This is a genomic window from Methanobrevibacter sp. UBA417 (assembly GCF_002508845.1).
In the GTDB taxonomy this organism is placed as follows: Archaea; Methanobacteriota; Methanobacteria; order Methanobacteriales; family Methanobacteriaceae; genus Methanobrevibacter_A; species Methanobrevibacter_A acididurans.
In genome coordinates this window covers 101,194-109,698 of sequence record NZ_DAZC01000031.1, presented here as the reverse complement: position 1 = coordinate 109,698, position 8,505 = coordinate 101,194, and the positions used below count along the sequence as shown (strand labels likewise).

8 protein-coding genes are annotated in these 8,505 nt (G+C 28.1%); 2 read left to right on the top strand and 6 right to left on the bottom strand.

Translation table 11 applies throughout. The features are described from left to right. Nucleotides 1-117: 117 nt before the first annotated feature. The gene (radB, locus tag BP769_RS07355; RefSeq protein WP_413824465.1) at nucleotides 118-819 is read right to left on the bottom strand and encodes a DNA repair and recombination protein RadB; all 702 of its coding nucleotides are present in this window, start codon (nucleotides 817-819) and stop codon (nucleotides 118-120) included. Nucleotides 820-876: 57 nt separating this feature from the next. Next, the gene (locus BP769_RS07350) at nucleotides 877-1,458 is read right to left on the bottom strand and encodes an L-threonylcarbamoyladenylate synthase (RefSeq protein ID WP_413824468.1); all 582 of its coding nucleotides are present in this window, start codon (nucleotides 1,456-1,458) and stop codon (nucleotides 877-879) included. Nucleotides 1,459-1,532: 74 nt separating this feature from the next. On the opposite strand from BP769_RS07350, the gene pgsA reads away from it, so the two are divergent. Together pgsA and BP769_RS07340 are read left to right on the top strand one after the other, a co-directional pair. Beyond that, complete coding sequence (gene pgsA / locus BP769_RS07345; RefSeq protein ID WP_413824471.1) at nucleotides 1,533-2,129, top strand: archaetidylinositol phosphate synthase; 597 nt, start codon at nucleotides 1,533-1,535, stop codon at nucleotides 2,127-2,129. After that, nucleotides 2,119-2,352 (top strand): DUF357 domain-containing protein, encoded by a 234-nt coding sequence (locus BP769_RS07340; RefSeq protein WP_413824473.1) that lies wholly within the window; start codon nucleotides 2,119-2,121, stop codon nucleotides 2,350-2,352. Before pgsA ends, BP769_RS07340 begins: the two co-directional genes overlap by 11 nt. Here BP769_RS07340 and BP769_RS07335 read toward each other — a convergent pair. The 4 genes from BP769_RS07335 to alaS all read right to left on the bottom strand — a co-directional run bounded on the left by BP769_RS07335 (nucleotide 2,344) and on the right by alaS (nucleotide 8,411). After that, nucleotides 2,344-3,090, bottom strand: coding sequence for a flavodoxin family protein (locus BP769_RS07335; RefSeq protein ID WP_413827624.1), 747 nt, complete (start codon nucleotides 3,088-3,090; stop codon nucleotides 2,344-2,346). The two genes, BP769_RS07340 and BP769_RS07335, sit on opposite strands and share 9 nt — an antisense overlap. A 76-nt stretch (nucleotides 3,091-3,166) precedes the next feature. Beyond that, nucleotides 3,167-4,264 carry a fructose-1,6-bisphosphate aldolase/phosphatase gene (gene fbp, locus BP769_RS07330; protein ID WP_409198032.1) on the bottom strand — a complete coding sequence of 366 codons (1,098 nt, stop codon included), beginning with the start codon at nucleotides 4,262-4,264 and terminating at the stop codon, nucleotides 3,167-3,169. 259 nt (nucleotides 4,265-4,523) lie between these two features. Continuing rightward, a complete protein-coding gene (gene thiI, locus BP769_RS07325; RefSeq protein WP_413824476.1) occupies nucleotides 4,524-5,672 on the bottom strand; it encodes a tRNA uracil 4-sulfurtransferase ThiI in 1,149 nt (382 codons plus the stop codon). A 15-nt stretch (nucleotides 5,673-5,687) separates the two neighbouring features. After that, nucleotides 5,688-8,411 carry an alanine--tRNA ligase gene (alaS, locus tag BP769_RS07320; protein WP_409198034.1) on the bottom strand — a complete coding sequence of 908 codons (2,724 nt, stop codon included), beginning with the start codon at nucleotides 8,409-8,411 and terminating at the stop codon, nucleotides 5,688-5,690. Nucleotides 8,412-8,505 lie beyond the last annotated feature (94 nt).

The following is an 8,505-nucleotide window of genomic DNA, read 5'->3' as shown; positions in this document are numbered from 1 at the left end:
TTACATCTTGGTCTTAAGTCACTCATGAGACTTTTGAGATCTTTAAGACTTCTTCAACTGTTTTTAGGATTTCTACAGAGCCTAAATAATAAAAAATTAATAAAAAAATGTTTAAAATTACTCTATACCATCATCAGTAATTTTAAATTCTACAGTTTTGCCTTCAACAGAAGTTTTACTACGTCGAAGTATTGCAGTACGCTTACTTATAACTAATGAACGTTTCAATTCAATAATTGCTTTACTCCAATATTGAAGTATAGTTCCACCAACAGGTACAACATTATCAGAATCATCATCAAAAGAAGCATATATTTGATTTGTAACAACTACTGCTACATTAAATTTACGGGATATACTTGAAAGTTGACCCATTTGTCTTCCTAAATCTTTATTAGATTTTGAATTTTTAACTTCAATTAAACGATAAAGTGCTACTGCTGAATCTATAATTAATAAATCCACATCATCTTTATTAGAAGATATCCAAGATTCAATAATTTTTAAATCATCCTCTTGCTCTTCAAAAGTATTAGGTTCAAAAACAACAATATTTCCTGCAACTTTTTGAAAATCAGATTTAGACAATTGTTTAATACGATCTACAGATATTCCACCTTCAGTATCAACATAAGCAACTTTCTTATCATTTTTTGCAACTTGCACTGCTAAATTTAAGGCAATATTAGTTTTACCCGAACCTGGAGGGCCATAAAATTGTGTTATGCTTCTTCTTTCAATCCCACCATCCAAAATTAAATCTAAAGGAGAATTAGTAGGTATTTTATCTTTACCCTTAACATTTGATAATACTTTCATAAGATTCACATATTTATATATATTATTTATATTATAATAATTTTTAAATAAAAAATTTTAATCTCTAATTATAACCGGATTAATCTTGGTTAAATCAATAATTTTAGAAGGCTTTGAATTATTTAAAATTCCAACATCCAAAACTAAATCAACATCAACATTTAACTGCTTAAGAATATCCTTAGGATTGTTTAAAGTTTTTAAATTAGATACATTCGCACTTGTAGTAATAATAGGAAAATTACAACTTAACATTCTAGCAATTTTAGAATCTGGAATTCTTAATCCCACAGTATAAGTGTTTGGTGTGACAAAATTAGGAACTATTGGTTTTTTATTTAAAATAAAAGTATAAGGCCCTGGAAGATAATTTTTAATTAAATCTTCCTGTTTTTGAGATAAGTTTGAAATTATAGATATATCTTTAATGTTAGATACACTTATAGACATAGGTTTATTATGTGCACGCTTTTTAATATTATAAATTCTTTTAACTGCAAATTTATCAAAAATATTAGCCCCTAAACCATAAACTGTATCTGTTGGATATAATATAACTCCACCCACAGATAAAATATTTATAGCTTCATTAATCAAGTCCATATCTGGATTATTAGGGTTTAACTTAAACACTTTCATAAAAATCTTACCAAAAAAATAGTTTTAAAACTTTCCACTAAAATATATATTATTAAATCTATATAATAAAAATTATGCTTGAAAATTTAAGACCTTTACTAACAAAAATATTAGAACCCTTTGCAAAAAGAATGAATATTAATCCAAATATTTTAACATTAATATCCCCTTTTATAGCATTAGCTGCAGCATATTCTTTCAGCAAACATTTATTAATATTAGCAACAATTTTTATATTACTTAGTGGTTTTTTAGATGTTGCTGATGGAGCTGTTGCAAGATATCATAATCGAGCTTCCAAATTCGGAGCTTTTTTTGATTCCACAATGGATAGAATTTCAGATGCCATTCTTATCATAGGTATAATATTTGGAGGTTATTGTAATTGGCTACTTGGAATATTACTTATACACTCCGCAATCATGGTTAGTTATGTTAAAGCACGTTCCGAATCACAAGGCATTGAATGTAATACTGGAATAGCTGAAAGAGCTGTTAGATTAATAATAATAATGATCGGTTCAATCATAAGTGCCATATGTAATAATCCCATAATATTCACTTATTTCTTAATTATATTAATGATATTATCTTATATTACAGTTGCACAAAGATTTTACCATAGTTATAAACAATTAAAAATAGAAGGAAATAATAAAAATGGAAACTAAAGAAAAAATAGCTAGTGATATTGAAAAATTAGAAAATAGTTTAAAACAAGTCAAAAAAATTAAAGTTAACACTAAAGAAGAAGAAGTTATTGCACGGGCAATTGATTATAAAAATGATTCAAAATATTATTTAGATAAGAAAGATATGAGAACATCATTTGGATGTATTGAATATAGTCACGGTCTTTTAGATGCTATAAGAATGATACATGATTTAATTTAATTTTTTAAAAACAATACCTAAAACTTTAGAAAGTATCATTCCAAAAAATTTTTTAAAAAGATTAAGCGGAATATTTTGCGCAAAATAATAATTTTTTAGATTTGTTAAATTCCAATAATCTTTATCTGATTTTGTGCTCATATTATTAATAGCCATATTTTTCCATAAATTATAATAAAAAATCGCTTTAAATGAGGGATTATGGAGTTTATGAGATTGTAAATCCTTTATCCACTTACTAGAAATTTTATAAACTTTATTTATATCATTTTCATTTAATTCTTGATTATGAATCTTAAGATCTATTTTATAAGTTTTATTAAATCCATAATTTCTTAATGTTTCAGATAAATAATTAGTAACTTTTTTTAAACCAGCACCTGCAGTTGTTACAACAACCAATGCAGTTTTATCAAAAAAGTAGGGCCTATGGTAAAAGTAAGAAGTATGATCTATGAAGTTTTTCATTAATGCTGAAACATTTAAAGCATATACAGGACTAGTTAAAATCAAACCATCACATGATTTAATTTTATCAACAATTTCAGAATATTCTCTAAAATGAGGGCAATAATTTTCTCCTTTCTCAAAACAATTATAACATCCTTTACAAAAAGGGAGAGTAACATCTTTTAAATGTATCTCTTCAAATTGAATAGAAGAGTCTTTAGTATTTAGAAAGGATTTTATTTCTTTTACAACTTCCCAAGTATTGCCTTTTCTAGGACTTCCATTAATAATTAAAATATTAATTAAAAAAACCTTCTTTTATGAAAATTTTAAAAAAAAGAATATTTAGGATGATAAAATATATTTATTCATCCATTTTTGTGAATCTTGGTTCTAATTTTTTCATTACACCAGGTAATGAGGTATATTCCATTTCTTCACTAGGTAATCGATGTGGTTCAAAAGGACCATGTCTTCTGATATAATTAGCAACTTGTGAAGATTGTTTTCTTGCTTCATCAAATGCGGGATCATCAAATAAATCTACAGGACCAATTAATTGTGCATCAGCTACTTGGAAACCTAAACCAATTATCCGTGGAGGTCCATCAAATCTAATAGGATTTGCATTTTCTTGACTAACAGGCATAATAGGTCCATTATGAGAACCTCTCATCCATCCACTAACCATGTGAGGGAATGAAAATGGTTCTACTACTTCACCATTAGCAGGGAATCCAGATTGTGCTCTTACAATTGCTGCAGGATCATCTTTTCCAACATATTCTCCAGCCATAAGGTTTAATCTTTCAGTACTTATTGCTGCTGCGATTTCACCATTCTTTTTCCATACTCTTTTAATTACATATCTTCCAGTGGAACCAATTAATGCAAGTAAATCATACATTTCTTCAGGACAATCAAGAATAACTTTTGTATGTTCCATTACATCATATACTTCAAATTTGAATCCATCATGTAAACTAGGATCAATTACTAATCCTGCTGTATTAAATGGATCTGCAAACATTTTAAATATTGGTAAATTAAAAGCACCTGGTTCTGTTTTATCACAACAATAGACAATAACAGGATCACTTGGTCTTTCTTTAAATTCCATTTCTGCTACTCCAGGACCCATACCTTTAATGTTTCCAGAGAAAGTATCAGATAATAAATCTTGACCTGCACCATAAAGTTTTAATTCTCTTGCAATTTCAGTTGCTTTCATAAATGCATCATATGCAGTTCTATGAACTTCTTCATTTAATTCCCCATTTTTATGAGTCATAATAAGATCAATATCATCACCACAACGGGTTATATAGAAATCTTCTATAATTGAACTTTCCATTGCATCTGTTAAAACTTCTTCACATTTATCTATTAATGCTGGGTGAGCTACACAATGTCCTGAGACACTTCCAATATCTGCTTTAATTACACTAACTGTTGTTTTCAATTTACATCACCTCAAAAATTAAGAGTATTATATAATTTAACTAAATATTTTTTAGTTAATTTATTATAATAAATTTTTATTATATTTTTTTTAAGTTATGATTGAATTCATAATTTTTTAGTCAAAAAATTTTTATTAACTTAAATTATAAGTATTCAATTAACAATATTACATTTAAAAATTATCTTATTTAATCATTATTATTACAATTTAAAAAAAAGGTAGAGTTTATAAAATTAAAAATCTAAAAAAATAAAAATTAAAATTTAATAGTTTTAAAAGCTTTTAAAATTTCTGTTTTTTGATCCATATTATTTCTTGCTTCATGGACTTGATTAATATTGGCATTAGTTTCAGGGTATCGTGGAACAGCTTTACAACCACCATCATCAAGTTTAGAAATATCAAATGTACCTATTTTTTCTGCAATACGAGAAATTTCAACTTTATCCATACCAATAAGTGGACTAAATATTGGAACATCAACATCTTCACGTGTAGCTAAAATATTAGGTAAAGTTTGACTTGCCACTTGCCCTAAACTATTACCATCAACAATTGCTAAAGCATGCATATCTTTAGCTAACATAGCTGCTAGTTGATACATTCCAGATTTACATAAAATACAAGTCATTCTACTAGGAGCATCATTTTGACATTTACTTAAATAATCACCATATTTAACAATACGTCTTTTAATTGGTGCTCCAGAAGCATAAGTTTGTAATTGATTAATAATATCTTCATTCTTCTTTAAAGCTTTAGAACTTGTATAAGGTGTATTGTCACAGTATAATGCTATAACTTGGCAACCTCTTTTCATCATTAAATAAGCTGCAACAGGAGAATCAATCCCACTAGATAGAAGAACTACAACTTTTCCTTGTGTCCCTAAAGGTAAACCTCCCGGACCTGGGATTTTTTCATGATAAATATAAGTATCATTATCTCTTACTTCAATAAAGATTTCTAAATCTGGATTTGATAAATCAACAGGACATCCAAGCTTTTTCACTACAACACTTCCAGCAAATGCAGCAAATTCTTGAGAAGTGAAATCATGAGTTCCTACTCTTCGACATCTAATAGCAAACTTTGTATTTGAATCTATCAGATTATTCTTTTCAAGTTCACTAACATATTTTAATAAAGTATCTTCTACTTCATCAAATGTAGTGTGAGTAGCTACAGCTGGAGAATATGAAACTACCCCAAAAATTTTGGATAATTTATTTATAGCATCATCAAAATTTTGAGGAAAAATGAAAATTCTTGCTTGATCAATATCAATTTCAGCTTCAATACTTGATTCCATATTTCTTATTAAACGTTTTTCAAATCTACTTCGAACTTTATGACTTTTAAGGCCTACTTCACCATAACGTGCTATTATCAAATCATAATTCATAAACTTTACTATCCTTTAACTCAATAAATCTAAAGCTTTATCTAAAGCTTCATTCATCTTTTCATTATTTTTTCCTGCTCCTTGTGCAAGGTTTGGACGACCACCGCCCCCACCACCAAGAATAATTGCTGATTCCCGAATTATATCATTGATTTTAATACCATTATCAATAGCTTTAGTAGAAGCAGCACCTACAATTTTACCATTATTATTACCTAAAAATACTATATCTGCTTTATTATTATCAGTGAAATCAGTTGCAATATTTTGTAATTCTTTAATATCCCCATCAATGATTTGTTTGAGTACAGATAAATCATTAACTTCTATTAAATTATCTGTTAAATTATTAATTTTTAAAGATGCAATTTCATTTTGAAGTTTTTTGATTTCATTTTTTTGAACTTTCCACTCTGTGAAAAATCTTTCACAAGTTTTAGATAACTGATCATTATTTACTTTAAAAATATTTGAACTATTTTTTAAGTAAGTTTTATCAGATTGAATAGAATCTACTGCAGCAAGACCTGCTGAAAAATCAATTCTTTCAACCCCATCTTGAACTCTTTCTGTTTTATTAATTTTTATAGGACCCACATCACCAGTTCTTAATACATGAGTACCAGCACAAGCTTGCACATCTATTCCAGGTATTTTCACTACACGTATATTTTCACCAGGGACAATACCCCCTTGATAAAGAACAAACCCATAAGTTTTTTCTGCTTCATTACGTGTCATCCAGTTAATATCAAGTTCAATATTTTCCATTACTAATTCATTAGCAATTTTTTCAATTTGGTAAAGTTCTTCTTGTGAAATACGTTTATAATGAGATAAATCTATACGGGAATGAGTTAAACCTTTTTGTGCCCCTGCTTGCCATATATGATCACCTAATACTTTTTTTGCAGCTGCAACAACTAAATGAGTAGCTGTATGATGTCTAGCTAAAGTAATACGTCTAGTCCAATCGATTTGTTCTTTAATTTCTTTTCCAATTAAATCGTTAAGAGTGTTTTCTATAACATCAAATTCTTCATCCTCACTAATATCAATTTGATGTAAAACTATATTATTCATTTTTGAAGCATAACTAACCTTAAATTCTTTATCATCAATAGAAATAATACCTTTATCTGAAGGTTGACCTCCACCTTCTGGGTAGAAAACAGTCCTATCTACTATTACATTTAATTTACCATCTTTATTAACAACATTTAATATTTTTGCAGTTGCTTCTTTTTGATGGAAATCTTTATAGAATAATAAATCTGTTTCAGGAGCATCGATTTTAAAATCTTCTTTTTCTTTAACTTCTTCAGATTCATGCATTGCTGCAACTTGAGTAAAGAAATTGTCAGGAATATTAACTTCAAAATCTTTTGTTGCAAACTCTTGCACTGTTTCAGGAGGCATTCCATGAGCATCATATAAGTCAATTAAAGTTTCAAGAGGCATGCTAGATATTCCATCTTTTTTAAGTTTTTTGATTGTTCTTTTTACAACTTTACGTCCTTTTTTAATAGTTTTTTCATATCTATCTTCTTCAAGGTTTATAATGTTCATGATATGTTCTTGAGATTCTTTGATTTCAGGATAAAAATCATTTAAGAAATCTAATTGAATTTTCATTATATCAGATAAAGATTCTTTCATGTTTAACTCTTTCATAAAACGTATTGTTCTACGTAAAACTAATCTTGCAAGGTATCCTTCTTTAACATTTGAAGGTATTATACCGTCAGTTAACATAAATGCTAAACATCTTGTATGATCTGCTATTATGTAAATTGCTTCCATTGGTAAAGCAGATTCTAAATATTCTTCCATAGATATTTCTAATTTTTTTGCTACTTTTTCACGTAGTTGACGAATATCAGCATAACTTTCTATATCCATCATTCCAGCAATTTGAGCATTTTCAGCTAAAATTTCCTCATTAACTTTAACATTGGTTAATTCTTTAAGTTTATCTATGACTGGCCCAAAACACGCATCATAAGCTGTTGGTGTACCTTGTGAAATCCATGCAAATCTTTCTAATCCATAACCAGTATCAACTACTTTTAATGGGATTTCTTCTTTTTCCCCATTTGGTAATGTTTTATATTGTATGAAAACAAGAGTAGCTAATTCTACCCCTCGAACCATTACTTCATAACATGGACCCTCGTTTCCTCCTCCTTGCCACCAAGATTCTATGAAAGTTATATCTTCTGTATTTATTCCAATTGATTTAATAAAATCATGACAATATTGAACTGTTTGATCTTTCCAATAAATATCATTTCCAGGAGAATTAAATGCATGATGTGCTCCCATTGTAAAACAAGTCATATGTCTACCTGTTCGACCCACATTATCCACATCATTTAAACGTATAGAAGGTTGTGCAATAGTTAAAGGATTTGCTGGAGGGTCAACTAAACCTGAAGTTACCCAAGGTTGGAAAAGAAATATTGTAGCTCCAACTAAAAATACATCATCTCTCCATCTTTTTGCAAGTATGGGATATCGAGATATTGGTGTGTGACCACGTTCTTCAAAGAATTCTTTGAAAGTTTTTTGAATTTCATATAAATTATAACCTTTAGTTGTAGCAGGATTTCCTATAAATTCATATTCATCACAAGGAGCATCCCCACAAGTATCCCGATTAATTTGTGACCAAAAAACTTTTCCACAAGTTTTACATTTCTGTTTTGTGTATCCTAAATCTTTTAATATATTAGACATAATTATCAGCTATTTTTTTATAAAATTAATAATTTTTAATAAAATTAAAATTGATTGGTAAAAAATCAATACTATTATAATATATAGTTTAATA